The 13,904-nt window shown below is 67.6% G+C and carries 16 protein-coding genes; 8 read left to right on the top strand and 8 right to left on the bottom strand.

What is annotated here, in order from left to right:
• The first annotated feature begins 129 nt into the window (after window positions 1–129).
• Complete coding sequence (locus tag EV651_RS15570; protein ID WP_202870340.1) at window positions 130–891, top strand: phosphotransferase enzyme family protein; 762 nt, start codon at window positions 130–132, stop codon at window positions 889–891.
• A gap of 556 nt (window positions 892–1,447) precedes the next feature.
• Here the strand turns inward: EV651_RS15570 and EV651_RS15565 are convergent.
• Window positions 1,448–2,905, bottom strand: coding sequence for an MFS transporter (locus EV651_RS15565; protein ID WP_133785901.1), 1,458 nt, complete (start codon window positions 2,903–2,905; stop codon window positions 1,448–1,450).
• Window positions 2,906–3,025: 120 nt separating this feature from the next.
• On the opposite strand from EV651_RS15565, the gene EV651_RS15560 reads away from it, so the two are divergent.
• Window positions 3,026–3,607, top strand: a complete 582-nt coding sequence (locus EV651_RS15560) for a TetR/AcrR family transcriptional regulator (protein ID WP_133785900.1) — start codon at window positions 3,026–3,028, stop codon at window positions 3,605–3,607.
• A gap of 30 nt (window positions 3,608–3,637) precedes the next feature.
• Here EV651_RS15560 and EV651_RS15555 read toward each other — a convergent pair whose 3' ends face one another.
• On the bottom strand, window positions 3,638–4,123 hold the full coding sequence (locus tag EV651_RS15555; RefSeq protein ID WP_133785899.1) for an NUDIX hydrolase: 486 nt from the start codon (window positions 4,121–4,123) through the stop codon (window positions 3,638–3,640).
• Between the two features lie 402 nt (window positions 4,124–4,525).
• Here EV651_RS15555 and EV651_RS15550 point away from each other — a divergent pair, with 402 nt between their 5' ends.
• Window positions 4,526–5,263: a DUF4389 domain-containing protein gene (locus EV651_RS15550; protein ID WP_133785898.1), complete on the top strand. Its 738-nt coding sequence runs from the start codon at window positions 4,526–4,528 to the stop codon at window positions 5,261–5,263.
• 77 nt (window positions 5,264–5,340) lie between these two features.
• Window positions 5,341–5,718, top strand: a complete 378-nt coding sequence (locus EV651_RS15545; RefSeq protein ID WP_133785897.1) for a hypothetical protein — start codon at window positions 5,341–5,343, stop codon at window positions 5,716–5,718.
• Window positions 5,719–5,778: 60 nt separating this feature from the next.
• Here EV651_RS15545 and EV651_RS15540 read toward each other — a convergent pair whose 3' ends face one another.
• Entirely contained in the window at window positions 5,779–6,138 is a 360-nt protein-coding gene (locus EV651_RS15540) for a YciI family protein (protein WP_133785896.1), read from the bottom strand.
• A gap of 142 nt (window positions 6,139–6,280) precedes the next feature.
• Between EV651_RS15540 and EV651_RS15535 the strand changes: the two genes are divergently transcribed.
• Window positions 6,281–6,835 (top strand): GNAT family N-acetyltransferase, encoded by a 555-nt coding sequence (locus tag EV651_RS15535; protein WP_166658618.1) that lies wholly within the window; start codon window positions 6,281–6,283, stop codon window positions 6,833–6,835.
• The gene (locus EV651_RS15530; RefSeq protein WP_133785894.1) at window positions 6,832–7,437 is read left to right on the top strand and encodes a hypothetical protein; all 606 of its coding nucleotides are present in this window, start codon (window positions 6,832–6,834) and stop codon (window positions 7,435–7,437) included. The genes EV651_RS15535 and EV651_RS15530 overlap by 4 nt, the downstream gene beginning before the upstream one ends.
• A gap of 155 nt (window positions 7,438–7,592) precedes the next feature.
• Here the strand turns inward: EV651_RS15530 and EV651_RS15525 are convergent, their stop codons facing one another.
• A complete protein-coding gene (locus tag EV651_RS15525; RefSeq protein ID WP_166658617.1) occupies window positions 7,593–8,063 on the bottom strand; it encodes an NUDIX hydrolase in 471 nt (156 codons plus the stop codon).
• A 60-nt stretch (window positions 8,064–8,123) separates the two neighbouring features.
• Between EV651_RS15525 and EV651_RS15520 the strand changes: the two genes are divergently transcribed.
• Window positions 8,124–8,705, top strand: coding sequence for a DUF664 domain-containing protein (locus EV651_RS15520; RefSeq protein WP_133785892.1), 582 nt, complete (start codon window positions 8,124–8,126; stop codon window positions 8,703–8,705).
• A 174-nt stretch (window positions 8,706–8,879) separates the two neighbouring features.
• Here EV651_RS15520 and EV651_RS15515 read toward each other — a convergent pair whose 3' ends face one another.
• From EV651_RS15515 to EV651_RS15500, 4 genes are all read right to left on the bottom strand, one after another.
• The gene (locus EV651_RS15515) at window positions 8,880–10,772 is read right to left on the bottom strand and encodes a heparinase II/III family protein (RefSeq protein ID WP_238156907.1); all 1,893 of its coding nucleotides are present in this window, start codon (window positions 10,770–10,772) and stop codon (window positions 8,880–8,882) included.
• A gap of 290 nt (window positions 10,773–11,062) precedes the next feature.
• Window positions 11,063–11,830: a hypothetical protein gene (locus tag EV651_RS15510; protein ID WP_238156906.1), complete on the bottom strand. Its 768-nt coding sequence runs from the start codon at window positions 11,828–11,830 to the stop codon at window positions 11,063–11,065.
• 43 nt (window positions 11,831–11,873) lie between these two features.
• Window positions 11,874–12,710 carry a GDSL-type esterase/lipase family protein gene (locus EV651_RS15505; RefSeq protein WP_202870339.1) on the bottom strand — a complete coding sequence of 279 codons (837 nt, stop codon included), beginning with the start codon at window positions 12,708–12,710 and terminating at the stop codon, window positions 11,874–11,876.
• A gap of 259 nt (window positions 12,711–12,969) precedes the next feature.
• Window positions 12,970–13,344, bottom strand: coding sequence for a VOC family protein (locus tag EV651_RS15500; RefSeq protein WP_133785890.1), 375 nt, complete (start codon window positions 13,342–13,344; stop codon window positions 12,970–12,972).
• Window positions 13,345–13,464: 120 nt separating this feature from the next.
• Here EV651_RS15500 and EV651_RS15495 point away from each other — a divergent pair, with 120 nt between their 5' ends.
• The gene (locus EV651_RS15495) at window positions 13,465–13,875 is read left to right on the top strand and encodes a VOC family protein (protein WP_133785889.1); all 411 of its coding nucleotides are present in this window, start codon (window positions 13,465–13,467) and stop codon (window positions 13,873–13,875) included.
• The last annotated feature ends 29 nt before the right edge of the window (window positions 13,876–13,904 follow it).

Here is a 13,904-nt window from a genome sequence, read left to right as displayed (position 1 = left end):
CTACGAGCAGGCTGGGTGGTGGTGCGGCCCGCCGTCAAAGCCCGTTGGCCTGGTGCGGGGGCCGCGCTAGGTTGCTGCGGTATGAGCGAAGGCGAGCCACTGACGGGTGGGAGCGACACTGAGGGGATCGTGCGGATCGGGGATACTGTGCGGCGGCCGCTGCGGCCGTTCAGTCTGACCGTGCAGGCCTACCTGGACCACCTGCACGATGCCGGGTTCACCGGCGCACCGCTCCCGCTCGGAGTCGATGAGCAGGGGCGCGAGGTGCTGTCGTTCGTCCCCGGTCAGGTGCATCGTCACCCGCTGCCGACGGAGGCGGCAGGTGACGACGTCCTCATCGCCCTGGCCCGGCTTATCCGTGCGCTGCACGAGGCGTCGGCTGGGTGGGTGCCGCCACCCGGCGCGGTGTGGGGCGGGTCGGCCGCCGTCCAGGGAAAGATCGCCGGGCGGGCCGAGCTGGTCAGCCATCGCGACTATGCCACGGGCAACGTGATCTTCCGTGACGGTCGGCCCGCCGCGCTGATCGACTTCGACCTCGCCAGGCCGACCACCCGGCTCTACGACATCGCGAACGCGCTGTGGTACTGGGCGCCGCTCAAATGGGGCGATCCCCGGGACCGGGCACCCGCGCTGGAGGACGCCGATATCCCGCACCGGATCGCCGTGTTCGCGGATGCCTACGGCATGACGGCGCGGCAGCGCGCGGGGCTGACGCCACTGGCCGTTGACATGGCGCGCGGCTATTACGAGGATTCCCGCGCCTCCGCCGAGCTGAACCCCGTGTTCCGCAAGCACTGGGAGGGCGGCGGCAGGGACCTGCTGCGGCGGGCCGAGGTGTGGTTGCGCGAGATGGCCCCGGCGATCGCCGCCCGCGTCGTCCAGCCGGGCTAGCTGCTGCCAGCGACGCACTGCCGGATTCAGCTCTTATGGATCAAGGCGCGCCTTCGGCGCGCGGCGCGGGCGTGCGCATGCGCCCTCCGGCCGTTCACCGCCCGCGCCGCACGCTTCGGGATCTTTCCTGTTGAACAACCCCCAGGGGCTCCGCCCCCGGACCCCCGACCTCACTCCGGGATGCCACCGGGCCGCCTTCCCGCCACTCGGTGAGGCGAAGCCGAGCATGCCTGATCCCGGTTGTCCAGACTCGCAAGCTCGACCCAAGGGCAACTGGACAACCGGGATCAGGCACGCTCCCTGACGGTCACCGAGCGACGGGAAGCCAACCCTTCAACCAGACGACTTTGCTAACGCGCCTGCTAACAAGCGCGTGGATCGAGGTGGACCCCGATGGATGCCCGGCCCGATCCGGCACGCTCAGCACAGCGGGAGAGGGGACGCCGTAGACGGGATTCGCTGGACTCGTAATGAGAAGGTCGTCGGTTCGATTCCGACAGGCGGCTCCACCAAACCCCCAGGTCAGAGATCTCTCTGAGGCTGGGGGGTTCGTCGTTCAGTGGGTGTTTGCGGGTGCGTTGGTTGGGGTGGTGACTGTAGTTGGATCGGTGGGACGTTGTGGTGTCGTGGGCTTGGATCTTGCTAGCCAAAGGCCGGTGAACACGGCGGTGGTCAGAGTGACGGTGCCGGCTGCGAGGAAGGCGCTGTTGAGGCCGGCTTCGAAGGAGGCGCCGCCGGATTGGCGGGTGCGGACGATCGCTCCGAGTACTGCTACGCCGAGCACCGCGCCGATCTGTCGCGTGGTGCTGCTGATGCCTGATGCGAGGCCGCCTTCCTGCGGGCTGACTGCTTGGATGGCGGCTCCTGTCAGTGGGGACATGGTCAGGGCGAAGCCGATGCCGACGACTCCCAGACGCCACCACACGTTCCCGTAGCCGGTGTCGGCGTGCACCATGCCGAGCGCCAGTAGTCCCAGGCCGGCCAGGGCCAGGCCGGTGGTCACCACGATTCGGAAGCCGTACCGAGCGGCGAGCCGGCCGGCGTATGGGCTGACGATCACCATGGCGAGGGTTGCCGGCAGGGTCTGCAGGCCGGCGCGCAGGATCGAGCTGCCCTGGACGTACACGAAGAACTGGGAGAAGAAGAACGACGACCCCATGAGCGCGAACCCCACCACGACCATGGCGGTGTTGGACACGGTGAACAGCCGCTGCCGGAACAGCCGCAGCGGCAGCATCGGAGCGGTACGACGCGATTCGACGGCGATGAAGGCGGCGAGGAGGATCACGGCGGCGGTGAAGCTGCCCAGGATCACCGGCGACGTCCAGCCGCGGGCACCACCCTCGATCAGCCCGTACGTCAGCGCTCCCACTCCCAGAACGGACAGCACTGTCCCGGGCACATCGATCGCGGGAGCGCTCGGATTGCGGGCTTCTGCAAGGCTGCGCAGACCGACCAGCAGAAGGACCACGCCAATAGGCAGGTTGACCAGGAAGATGGCGGGCCAGCCGAAGGCCTCTGTCAGTACGCCGCCGGCCACGGGGCCTGCGGCCAGACCGATTCCGCTGAATCCGGCCCACAGTCCGATCGCCTTGATTCGTTCTTGCGGCACGGGATAGGCGGCGGCGAGTAGGGCCAGCGAGGCAGGGCTCAGCGCCGCGGCTCCGATGCCCTGCAGCACCCGGCCGGCGACCAGCCAGTCGATCGAAGGCGCCAGGCTGCACACCACCGACGCGGCGGTGAACACCGCGACGCCGGTCAGGTACACGCGCTTGCGGCCGAACCGGTCGGCGAAGACACCGCCGGACAGCAGCAGCATGGCGACCAGCAGTACGTACGCGTCGACGATCCACTGCAGACCGGTCAGCTGAGTGTGCAGCCGGTGCTGCATGTCGGGCAGCGCTGCTCCGACAATCGTGTTGTCGAGCAGGACCATGAATTGGCCGAGGCAGGTCACCGCGAGCAGCACGGCCCGATTCGGTCGACTGCCTACGGCCGCAGGCGATTCAGCCATGGGGATCCTCTCAATCGTCAGTTGCGCCTCGGGCGCTCTAAAGCAGCCACTGGCTGCGTTAGGCGAGTGTAGGGAGGCATGCGTCGCAAACGCAAGTCGTGACTGCGTTAAGGTGGGCTCATGAACGAGCGAGAGCGAGCCCGGCGCCCCGGCGGGCGGAGCGCCCGCGTCGCCGCGGAGGTGCACCAGGCGGTCACCGACCTGATCAACGAGCGCGGCTACGGCAACTTCACCGTCGGCGACGTTGCGGCCCGCGCCGGGGTGGCCGACAGCAGCATCTATCGCCGGTGGGGCAACCTGGCAACCCTGCTCACCGACGTGGCGCTCACCCGCCTCAACGCGCAGTCGCCGATGCCCGACACCGGGAGCCTGGCCGGCGACCTGCGCACCTACGCGGCCCAGGTCGCCCGCGAGATCACCGGACCCGACGGTCTGGCGTTGCTGCGCCTGGCCGTGGCCCTGTCCAGCCAAGGCCACCAGGGCCAGCAGGCGGGTGACGACCTCCTCGCCGAACGCACCCGGCAACTGCAGTCCATGCTCGATCGCGCCGTGGAACGCGGCGAGCACGCACCCGACGCGTTAAGCGTGGTGGACCACATCCTGGCCCCGATGTATGTCCGCGTCCTGCTCGGCATAGGCCCGCTCACCCCGGAGTACGTCGACGGACTGGTCGACCGATTGCTTGTGACCTCAACCCGGTAGCCGGCCGCGGCGCTGGGGGTCCTGGGCGCGTCAGGTGCCGTGCGGTGGAACGCCGTTCTCGAGGTACACGGCTTCCGGCGTACGTCGGCTCTTGAACCCGGCTGCGACGCGTGCGAACTGTTCTGGGTCGAGGAGGTGGCCGGCCTCTTCGAGTGTGACGAACCTGGAGGAGGTGACCTCCGTCGGCTGGAGCACGATCCGGTCGATGTCGGCCGGCGTGAGCACCCCGCCGTCGAACAGGAACGCGACGATCTCTGTGAAGTCTCCTGTCTGCGGGATCCAATCCACGGCGAGCAGGCTGCCCGGCTCGACCAAGAGGCCGATCTCCTCCAGCACCTCGCGCTGGGCGGCGAGGCGGGGCGATTCGTCGCGTTCGACCATGCCGCCGGGAATGTCCCAGGTCGTCTTGTACGGCGGCTGAAGCACCAGCAACCGGTCCGCTTGATCCGTGAACAGGCAGTCGGCAGCCATCCGTTTGGTGGGGAACTTCGCGGTGAAGTGCACGTCGTCGGCCACGTCGCCACCCAACCACAGTTCGCGTTCCCCGGTTCGATTCGTGGAGTTGGCGGGCGCTGCCGGTCACGCCGTCTGCCGGGTGGTTGATCTCAACGTTGACAGGGGTTGGGCTTGCGAGGATGGTGAGCAGCACGGGGCGTGAGCGGGTGGGGGTGTCGGGCGTGTCCGTCGTCGACGGGCATGGACGCCGGGGTCTTGTGCTGCCTGCAAGGGGAGCTCAGACGCGTGGCGAACATGAGCGCAATGAGACGGACCGCGATTGTCGCGGGGCGACCGAGGTCACCTCGCTCCCGGCGCTGCTGCCGTATCAACCGATTCTGAGTGACGGCAGCGCAGTCAGTTTCGCCGTCTGAGCCCTCCTCGACTTCATTCGTTGTGCAATCTCTTTGGGGGATCTTTCTGATGACAACATCTGTGGTGTACCCGGTGCATGTGAACGCCGCATCGGATCCGAAATCGTCCAGGTGGCTCTGGCTGGTCAAGTGGATCCTCGTGATCCCGCACTACGTCGTGTTGCTGTTCTTGTGGATCGGCTTCATGGTCAGCTCGGTCGTGGCGTTCTTCGCGATCCTGTTCACCGGTCGCTATCCGCGCGGCATCTTCGACTACAACGTCGGCGTACTGCGGTGGTCGTGGAGGGTGACGTACTACGCCTACGGAGCACTCGGCACCGACCAGTACCCGCCGTTCACGCTGGCCGAGGTCGAGGACTATCCCGCGCACCTGTCGGTCGACTACCCCGAGCACCTGTCCCGAGGCCTGGTCCTGGTGAAGTGGTGGCTGCTTGCGATCCCGCACTACATCATCGTCGGCATCTTCGTCGGCGGTGGAACGTGGGCTGCGAACCGGTCCGACAACTGGCAGTGGAACCTCGGCGGCACCGGTGGCCTGGTGGGAATCCTGGTGATCATCGCCGCGGTCATCCTGGCCTTCACCGGCGCATACCCTCGACCGCTGTACGACGTGATCCTCGGAATGAACCGCTGGGCTCTCCGGGTCGCAGGCTATGCGGCTCTGATGACCGATGTGTATCCGCCGTTCCGCCTCGACCAGGGCGGCAGTGATCCCGTCCTCGCCGTACCGCCTCCATCCGGCGACCCCAGCTCCGAGCGCCTGCTCAGGGCATCAGACACGCCGTGAGCGGACGAAGCAACACCGCTAGTCCCGACGTACGAACACCCAGCCGGGGTCGCGATCAGGAGCTGACTGTACGGCGGATGAACGTCATGCGGCTCGGCTACGCGTTCATGGGGGTGGGGCTGGCGCTCGTCAAGTGGCCGGTTCTGGTTCAGGATGTTCGATCGCTGCCGGTGATGGAAGGAGTTGTCGCCTGCCTGCTGACGGCCATGTCGTTGCTGGCGTTCCTCGGGCTCAGATACCCCGTGCGGATGCTGCCGATTCTGCTGTTCGAGGTGGGCTGGAAGGTCATCTGGTTCGGTACGGTCGCGATTCCCCACCTGATCGCCAACGACCTGAGCACAGAAGCGCGCAACGTATTGTTCAACTGCACCTTCATCGTCGTCATCGTGGCCGTCATCCCGTGGCGCTATGCCTGGCAGCGCTACGTCCGGACCCCGGGCGATCCCTGGCGCTGACCCTCGATCAGCGGTGTCCAGAGACCCAGCCAGTTCATGGTCGGCCACCTTATCCGTGCGTCACTCGATCAGGTCGGGGTCGTGCAGGAACTTGCGGACGTCCTGGGGGCAGCGGCAGGCGGCGGCGATCTTGGCGGCCCACATCAGGGCCTCTTCGCGGGTCGGGACGTCGACGATCATGAAGCCGCCGATGAGTTCCTTGCCCTCCAGGTACGGTCCGTCCGTGACCAGCCCGTCGGTGCCGACCACCGCGTGTTCCACGTCGCCGTCGTCGTAGCTCAACCCGCCGCCGAACCGGAACACGCCGGCGTCCTTCGCCTCCTGACACACTGCGTGGGAGGCCTTGCCCACCTCGGGGAAGTCCTCCTCCGGGATGTGGTCCATCGCGCCCTTCTCGAACGAGATCAGGTACCGCGGCATCTCATCACTCCTTGTCTCGGCGCCCATCCTCAGGCCGCCGCTCACCCCTGCTACGAACGGCGCGCCCCGGATCCGACAGGACGTCCGCAGAATCTCCCGAAGGAGGCCGAATCAACCAGGCCCTGCGTGGTTGAATGCGCGGATGGAGGTGCACCCGGTTGATCAGGCGCGGTGGCCGGACCTGGTCGAGTTGTTCGGGCCGAGCGGTGGGACGCGGGGTTGCTGGTGCATGGCCCGTCGGCTGCCGGCAGCAACTGTTGCCGCGAACGGGAGCGCCGAGAACCGTGCAGCACTTGAGGGTTTCGTCGCGGCGGGCGTCCCGGTCGGGCTCATCGGGTACGTCGATGACCGCCCGGCGATCTGGTGCGCCGTGGCCCCGCGGACGGCGTACTACGCGATCCTGCACTCGCGGACGCTGCCGATCGACGAGCCGGACGACGACACGATTTGGGCGATCAACTGCCTGTTCGTGAAGAGCGGGTACCGCGGGCGAGGACTGACGTCACCGATGGTCGACGCGGCCGTCGAGTACGCGCGGAGCTCGGGCGCCCGCATCGTGGAGGCGTATCCGGTGAAGGCGATGCCCGGTGATCCCGGTCGCGGCGTACTCAGCACGTTCCTCGCCGCCGGCTTCACGACGTACGCCGAGGACCGTACGACGGCCAAACGCAACGTCGTCGTACGCCGAAGCCTGTGAACGCCCAAGCCCAAGCCCGCGCCGCCCGCGCCGCCCGCGCCGAGGCCCGTCTCCAGACGGCGCACGAGCTGCTGCGGGACCTGGACCTGATCGCACGATGGAGCGTGTACGGCGAGGTGACCGTCGTCGGATCCGTCGCGATCGGGCTCGTCGTCGACCCGGACATCGATCTGGAGATCCGCTCGGACGAGCCGCGCGTCGCGGACGGGTTCGCCGTGATGAGCGTGCTGGCGGAGCTCCCGCAGGTACGGCGGATCACCTACCTCGACGCGCGCGACCGCCATGAGCAAGGCCAGTACTGGAAGCTCGAATACGAAACGCCCGATGATACCTGGACCGTCGACATGTGGGTGTTCGGCCCCAATGCCCCCAGTGGCGGACCGTTCGCCGAGGCACTCCGACACCATCTGACGCCAGACACCCGCGACACGATCCTCGCGATCAAGGAGGAAGCCGCGGGCCGTGGCGAGCGCGCGCGGGGCTACTGGCTGTACCAGGCGGTCCTCGACGGCGGCGCGTCGTCGTACGACGAATACCGCGCCTGGCTCGGCAACCGCAACATCTACGAACGCACCAACTGGCTCCCTATCATCAGTCCATGAGGGGACTGGTGGCTCTGCTGTGGGTGACCGTGGCCGGCAATCTTGTCGCCGCAGTCGGTAACGGGCTGGCCGGTGACGCGGACCGTGCGTCGCCTGGATCGCGAAGCCCGCGCGCTCGGCGACGCCGCCGGCTGAGCGGCGCGGGCCGTCTGAGGTCAGGCCTCCCAGCTCCAGACCTCACCAGCCAAGGTGAATCCCCAGTTCCGTCCGCGTATGCCGTGCGTCAGGTAGTCGACCGCGGGTACGGCGATCGGTGGGTACGGCAGGTCGCATAGCAGCCGTACGGCGTCCTTTACCGGGAACCACCGGACCTCCATCACCGATCCGTCCGGATCGTCGACAGCGAACGCCGGCTCGCTCACGTCCACCATGTAGTTCCAGGACTGCGACGTCGCCCGACCGTCGACAACTGTCCGTGTCGTCCACGCCAGTTCGAGTTCGTCGGCCGCGGCGATCAGCCCCGACTCCTCCCGCAGCTCCCGCACCGCGCCGTCCGCCGGAGTCTCCCCGTCCTCGACGGCCCCGCTCGGGAGGTTCCAGTACGGCGTATCCCACGCCTCGTACTGCTCCCGCACCACGGCAACCATCCCGTCGTACCGCGCGACCACACCCGCATACCGCTGCATGCGGAGGAGTATTCCAGGTTCCGGAAGGGGAGTGTCCGGAATTGGATTTAGCGTGCTTTCATGAGTGAGAGTGCGTGGGTTTCGCCGTGGTGGGAGCCGCCGGTGGCGGGGAGTGATGTCGAGCATCTGGTCGGGGCGTTGGACCGGTTGCGTACGACGTTCCGGTACAAGGTCGACGAACTGGACGCGGACGGGTTGAACACGCGGATCGGGGCGTCGTCGATCACACTCGGCGGGTTGATGAAGCATCTCGCCGCGAACGAGGACTACCTGTTCGACGTGAAGTTCCAGGGCAAGCCGATGGGTGGGCCGTGGCTGGAGAACGGCTGGCGCGACGACAACGACTGGGAGTTCAACTCTGCCGTCGACAACACACCGGCTGAGTTGTACGCGTTGTGGGACGGCGCGGTTGCGCGGTCCCGGGAGACGTTGGCGGCGGCGATCGCCGAGGGTGGGCTCGACCAGCCGGCCGACATCGCCTGGCCGGACGGGCGGCACGCGAGCCTTCGTCGGCTGGTGTGCGACCTGATCGAGGAGTACGGCCGCCACACGGGCCACGCCGACCTGATCCGCGAGGCCGTCGACGGCCGCGTCGGCGAGGACCCGCCCCGCGACTGGACCCCCGTCGGCCCCAAGCCCTGAAGCCGCCGCCCTACCGACCGCCGCTTACTGCCTGCCGCTGCCCGCCTCCCGCCGCCGCCTGCCGTACGGCGCTGGGGCGGACCGCCAGCACTACACAACCTCCTCCGGCGACGTCGGCTCACGCTCAGCGGGCGCCGCGGGCGGCAGTTGTGTAGTGCTGGCGGTCCGCAACGACTACTTGATCCGCTGCATCGTTCCGTCTGCCGCGACGCCGATCACCGTCGTCACGCCGTCGACCGTCAGGTTCACGATCATCCGCGACCCCTGCAAAGACGTCGTGTAGGACACTGTCGCGTTCGTGCGGGTCGGTGCGATCACCGAGAGGATGCTCGCGTTCTCCCCGGACCGGTTGAACTTCACCACCGGCGCCGGCAGCCGCTTGTCGATCGTCGTGTAGTGCCAGCCCTGGATCGGGTCCTGCTGCCCGGTTGTCACCTCGATCGGCGTCGTCTCCTGCTGGAACGGGATCTGCAGCAGCGTCGTCTTCACCTTGTCACCCGGCCGCGCCGCCACCACCCGGTCATTGCCGCTGACAACCACCTTCTGGTCCGCGGGCAGATGCCACAGCGTCGAGTACTCCTGATCCACAGCCGACGACCCGCGATCCAGCACCACCATCAGGTCGGGATCCTTCAGCACCAGCACGTCCCGTGTCCGGTCGATCCCGGCGCCCGGCGAGTCGTGCAGCTCGTAGAACTCCGACGTCGCCTTGATCGACGACCGCACCAGTTTGGTCTCCGGGTGCCCGGTCGCCGACTTCACGACCATCTCGTTGTGCGCGAACTGACTCCTCGCCCAGAACCGCCAGTCGTCCATCTTGTACCCGGCGTGCCCGCCGTCGATCAGGATGTCGCGCCCGCGTGAGGTGTAGGTGATCGACGTGTGGTCGTTGTGACCGTGCAGCTTCTGCGACGGCCCGAACCGGATGCTGTACGTCGATTCCTGCGTGAACGGCCGCTTCTCGCCCCATCCGGTCCGCCCGAAGATGTACCCGGCGTCGAAGATCCCGATCCGCTGCGTCGGCCGGATCCCGCGGGCGCCGCGGGTCCCGGCGTACTCGAGGACCGTCCCGGTGACGGGCACCGTGCGCACCACCTCGGAGTCACCGAGCTGCGGCAGGTTCCCGAGCGAGTTGGTCGCCAGCGCGAGCCATTTCGCGAGTTCCCGCCGGCGCGCCGTGATCGTCGTACCGGGGTCGACTCCACACTTGCGCAGTACGTCGATCGCCCGCCCCCAGAGCACGTAGTTGAACTGCGCGTACGCCGTCGACTGCTCGTTCGTCGAACCCTGCGTGTCGATCGACGTCTTGATCGCACTCGTCAGCCGGTCGGACGCGATCTTCTTCAGATCGTCGCGCTGCAGCGTGCACCCGATCCCGAACAACGCCAGGCTCTCGTCGGTGCCGTGGTTCCAGTCGCCGCTGTAGTTCTTCTGCAGGAACCACGCGTGCTCCATCAGCGCCTTGTCCAGCCACGCGTACGTCAACGGCAGCCGCGCCACGTGCAGCCCCGACAGCACCGCCTGCCGCAGGCAGATCAGCACGTTGGTGCGGTGCATCGTCGACTCGTACGCGCCGACGTCGGACTTCCACGAGTACGGGTTGTCCTTGACCCAGTCGTGGGTGATCGCGCTGACCCGTTGCAGGGCGGCCTTGTCGCCGCCCGCGGCGGCGTCGATTCCTTGCCCCAGCCAACGAAGCGAATGCAGCCACATGTACCAGCTGGGGTTGTTGGGCGGGTTCATCCGCCAGTTGATGTTCCCCTTGCCGTCACCGACCTTGGTGGGCGGCGTCGTACCCCACGTGAACGTGTCCTTGTAGAGGTTGGCGACCGGGTTCGCGTGGTCGATTCCGCTGTACGCCGGGCACGTGTAGATGTTCTGCCGCACCGGTGCCGGCGGGGCCGTCGGCGGCTCGGGCGTGTGGCTCACGGTCGGGTCCGGAGCGGCCTCCGGCTCGGAGCCGCCCCACGGGATCATCAGTACGGCGCCCAGTACGGCGACGCTCGCGAGCAACGCGATCGTGAGTCGCAGCGTCGTGCTGGACGTGCGCAGATGTCTCGCAGGCATCGTTGGTCCTCCCCGCACACCCGAAGGCATGACTATTCTGGCCTAGACCTGAATTCGGGTGGGGCGATCCCCGGACAGAGTCAGGTGGTGGTGTCGCGGTACTTCAGAAACGCGGAGCGAGTCGTCGAAGGTTGCACCCGGCATCAAATCTGCCGGTCAGCTCCTGTCAGGTACGTCGCCATCGGTTCCCCCCGAGGTCGGATTGTTGCCGCTACCTCATAGATGTCGCGAGCGGCCCGAAAAGTTGCATCGGATCGACGACTTCGCTTCGGTTGCCCGGAAGGGCAGCGTCAGTTGGGCCGGATCGCCTGCAGAATCAGGGCGTTCCGCGCGTTCTGACCCTCCGGCACTGTCGTGTGTCGGCCGTCACGCAGGTCGGTGTGCAGCCGGTCGGGACGTTCTGCGAGGAACTCGGCCCAGTGGACGATCCGCAGGTTCGGATGCTGGAGGGCGGCCTGCTCCAGTTGCAGGTTGATCCACTCGCTGTTGCGCTGATCGGCGACCTGGACCGTGGTCGGTTCGTCGGTCCGGGAGACCTGTACATCGACCCAGTACACGGTCCGCTGCGGGCCCGCGATCCGGAGTGCTCGCTCGACCTGCGCCGCGAACGCGGGCGGATCGAAGATGTCGTTGGAACCGACGGCCATCACGATCCGCCGCGGGAGGCCGTACTCGCGAGCCCAGACTGCCATCGCGTCGACCGCGGCAGATGTCGGCTGGCCGGCCCAGCTGTACTGTGCGAACGACGTACCCAGTTGTTGCCCGAGGAGTCGGCCGAGAGCCGCGCCGTCCTGTACGGCGATGCTGTCCCCGAAGAGCACTACACCGTCGGTCGCGACGACGTGGCGGACCTCCGCGCTGCTCGAGATCACGCGGGTGTTCGCCTGCCAGGATCCGAGCGCGCCGGATCCGTAGGTTCCCGCGTTGACGACCGGTGCGGACGCCTTCGCGTGCGCCGACGGGGCTTCGACGTGCAGCAGGGTCAGGAAGGACGCCGTCAGGACCACGATGACGGCTGCTGAGGCCGACCAGCGCTTGATGAACACACCTCTGTTCACGCCGAGGTTGGCCCTGAGGTTGGCACTGAGGTTGGCAGCTCGGCTAGCGACTTCGGATGGCGTCCGCGATCAGTTCGTTGCGGGCGGATCCGCCGAGCGGCGGACGGGTGTGGACGCCGTCGCGCAGGTACTGTGCCGGGCGGTTCGGCCGGGACGTGAGGAACCCGGACCAGTCGATGATCCGCAGGTTCGGGTGCCGCAGCGCCGCGTCCTGCAGCTGCTGGTTGATCCACGCGCTGTTGGCGAGATCGGCCTCGCGTACGGCGGCCGGCTGCTTGGTGCGGTCCGCGTACACGTTCACCCAGTACACGGTCCGGTCCGGCCCGGCGATCCGCAGCGCCCGCTCGACCTGGGCCGCGAACGCGCGCGGGTCGAAGATGTCGTTCGTGCCGACCGCCATCACGATCCGCCGCGGCAGACCGTAGTTGCGCGACCACTCTTCGAGCGCGTCGACCGCCGCCGACGCCGGCTGCCCGGACCAGTCGTGGAAGGCGATCGAGTCGCCGGTGCGATCCGCCAGCAACCGCTCGAGCGCGGCGCTGTCCTGGACGGCGATGCTGTCGCCGAACATGAGGACCCCGTCGAACGCGAGCACCTCGCGGATCTGGTCCTCAGGACTGATCCGGTGGATCAGGTTCTGCCACGGGCCGAGCGTGCCCGATCCGTACTGCCCAGGACCGCTCGACGGAACGCTGTACGACCCGCCGACCGTGGTGTCGGCGCTCGTCGACCGCGGATCGAGTACGACGAGGACGCCGCCGAGCAACGCCACCACGAGCAGCGTCACGACGATCGCGGCCAGCGACCCCAAGAACGCCCGTGGCGCGGATGGCTTCTCATGGTGCGCATGACCCGGCCGTTCCCGTACCTGTTGCAACATCTCGACTCACCCCCAGCCTCCGTCGCCGCCTTCCTACACAGACATGACGCGGTGACCCCCGATTTCGCTGCATGCTCCTACCCCCAACACCCCGGAGCGAACCCCGCGGTTCCCACCCCAGCATCCCCGAAGACCCAAATTCTGGATAGATTCCGGCCAGACCGGAATCCGTCACGCGGGCCAGTGACGAGACGGAGGCGTTCGATCACGACCGGTGGGCCATAGCGCGCCCGCGCCGTACCTGGAGCCGTCGGGTAGGTCAGCCCGCCCGCTCCGCCTCGCTGCGCTCGACGCAGAACTCGTTGCCTTCGGGATCGCGCATCGTGACCCAGCCACGGCCGTCCGGGACCCGGTGGTCCTCGTAGATCGTGCCGCCGAGCGACAGGATCCGCTCGACCTCCTGGTCGCGCGTACGCTCAGTCGGGCCCCAGTCGAGGTGCACCCGGTTCTTGACGGTCTTTCCTTCCGGGACCCTGATGAACAGCAGCCCGGGGACCGGCGCCGGCGCTTGCAGAAGGACCTCGTCGTCTCCCGGCACGTCACCATCTGCCACCGGCCAGCCGGTCACGGTACTCCAGAACTGCGCGAGCTTGTAGGGGTCTCCGGCATCGATCGTGATGTGTCGCAGCAACATGCCGAGACCTTAACCGGACGGTGGGTTTCGGGGGGTCGCGGACTGTCGGCGGGCGGGTCTACTGTGCGGAACATGGGTGCCGGGCCAGAGGGCCCGGCCGGTTGGGGGAAGGACAGTTCGATGGCATCTCGGCTCAATCCGTACATCCAGTTCGACGGCGACGCGCGCGCGGCGATGGAGTTCTACCAGGGGGTCTTCGGCGGCGATCTGTCCTCGAACACCTTCAAGGAGTTCGGCGCCGGTCACGGACCGGACGACGACGAGAAGCTGATGCACAGCCAGCTGGAGACGCCGAGCGGGTTCACGCTGATGGCGGCCGACACGCCGCAGGGCATGTCGTACAACCCGGGCGAGAACATCGCGATCAGCCTCAGCGGCGACGGTGACGAGCTGCGCGGCTACTACGAGAAGCTGTCCGCCGACGGCGGCAAGGTGACGGTCCCGCTCGAGAAGCAGATGTGGGGCGACGAGTTCGGCATGGTCACCGACAAGTTCGGCATCAACTGGATGGTCAACATCGCGGCGAGCTGATCCCGCCTCCCCGGGGATATTCGGTGTCC

The organism is Kribbella sp. VKM Ac-2571, from assembly GCF_004362255.1.
Lineage (GTDB): Bacteria > Actinomycetota > Actinomycetes > Propionibacteriales > Kribbellaceae > Kribbella > Kribbella pratensis.
The sequence above is the reverse complement of the archived record's forward strand: the minus strand, read 5'-3'. Positions and strand labels throughout refer to the sequence as shown.

Excerpts from the sequence above, each read along its gene's own strand:
- EV651_RS15565 (WP_133785901.1), bottom strand. The coding sequence starts at position 2,905 with ATGGCTGAATCGCCTGCGGCCGTAGGCAGTCGACCGAATCGGGCCGTG.
- EV651_RS15560 (WP_133785900.1), top strand. The coding sequence starts at position 3,026 with ATGAACGAGCGAGAGCGAGCCCGGCGCCCCGGCGGGCGGAGCGCCCGC.
- EV651_RS15550 (WP_133785898.1), top strand. The coding sequence starts at position 4,526 with ATGACAACATCTGTGGTGTACCCGGTGCATGTGAACGCCGCATCGGAT.
- EV651_RS15545 (WP_133785897.1), top strand. The coding sequence starts at position 5,341 with ATGAACGTCATGCGGCTCGGCTACGCGTTCATGGGGGTGGGGCTGGCG.
- EV651_RS15540 (WP_133785896.1), bottom strand. The coding sequence starts at position 6,138 with ATGCCGCGGTACCTGATCTCGTTCGAGAAGGGCGCGATGGACCACATC.
- EV651_RS15535 (WP_166658618.1), top strand. The coding sequence starts at position 6,281 with ATGGAGGTGCACCCGGTTGATCAGGCGCGGTGGCCGGACCTGGTCGAG.
- EV651_RS15525 (WP_166658617.1), bottom strand. The coding sequence starts at position 8,063 with ATGCAGCGGTATGCGGGTGTGGTCGCGCGGTACGACGGGATGGTTGCC.
- EV651_RS15520 (WP_133785892.1), top strand. The coding sequence starts at position 8,124 with ATGAGTGAGAGTGCGTGGGTTTCGCCGTGGTGGGAGCCGCCGGTGGCG.
- EV651_RS15515 (WP_238156907.1), bottom strand. The coding sequence starts at position 10,772 with ATGCCTGCGAGACATCTGCGCACGTCCAGCACGACGCTGCGACTCACG.
- EV651_RS15505 (WP_202870339.1), bottom strand. The coding sequence starts at position 12,710 with ATGTTGCAACAGGTACGGGAACGGCCGGGTCATGCGCACCATGAGAAG.
- EV651_RS15500 (WP_133785890.1), bottom strand. The coding sequence starts at position 13,344 with ATGTTGCTGCGACACATCACGATCGATGCCGGAGACCCCTACAAGCTC.
- EV651_RS15495 (WP_133785889.1), top strand. The coding sequence starts at position 13,465 with ATGGCATCTCGGCTCAATCCGTACATCCAGTTCGACGGCGACGCGCGC.